This is a genomic window from Loktanella sp. DJP18, assembly GCF_049310965.1.
GTDB lineage: Bacteria > Pseudomonadota > Alphaproteobacteria > Rhodobacterales > Rhodobacteraceae > Loktanella.
Genome location: NZ_JBMERN010000403.1, coordinates 1 through 569, shown reverse-complemented (window position 1 = coordinate 569; position 569 = coordinate 1). Strand labels below are relative to the sequence as shown.

1 pseudogene is annotated in these 569 nt (G+C 56.8%); it reads right to left on the bottom strand.

The annotated features are described in order from the left end of the window. Positions 1 to 51: 51 nt before the first annotated feature. A pseudogene (locus ACOI1H_RS26145) lies at positions 52 to 569 on the bottom strand (IS3 family transposase); the annotation flags it as partial.

Below are 569 nucleotides of genomic sequence, written 5' to 3'. Positions count from 1 at the left end.
GCCGGAGATTACGCCACCTGCAAATTTCCACCACCTTCACGACACGACCTAATTGTAGAACTCCATCCATGTCCTGATACCTGCGCGGGCCTGTGACCCGGTCTCCCAGGCATGCAGGTAGACGCACTCGTATTTCAACGTGCGCCACAGACGCTCGATAAAGATGTTGTCCAGATAACGGCCCTTGCCGTCCATAGATATGGAAATGCCCGACCTGCGCAGGCGGTCTGTCCAAGCAAAGGATGTGAACTGCGATCCTTGATCGCTGTTCATGATGTCCGGCGGTCCAAACCGATAAATGGCCTCGTTCAGCGCCTCGACGCAGAAGTCCGCATCCAGCGTGTTTGATATCCGCCAGGACAGGACCATACGGGTATGCCAGTCCATGATTGCCACCAGATAGAGAAACCCGCGACGCATCGGCAGATAGGTGATGTCCACGCACCAGACCTGGTTTGGTCGCTCCACCCGCAGGCCGCGCAGCAGGTAGGGATAGGTCTTGTGCCCTTTCGCGGGCTTGCTGGTGTTGGGCTTCTGATAGATCGGCATCAATCCCATCAGGCGCATGA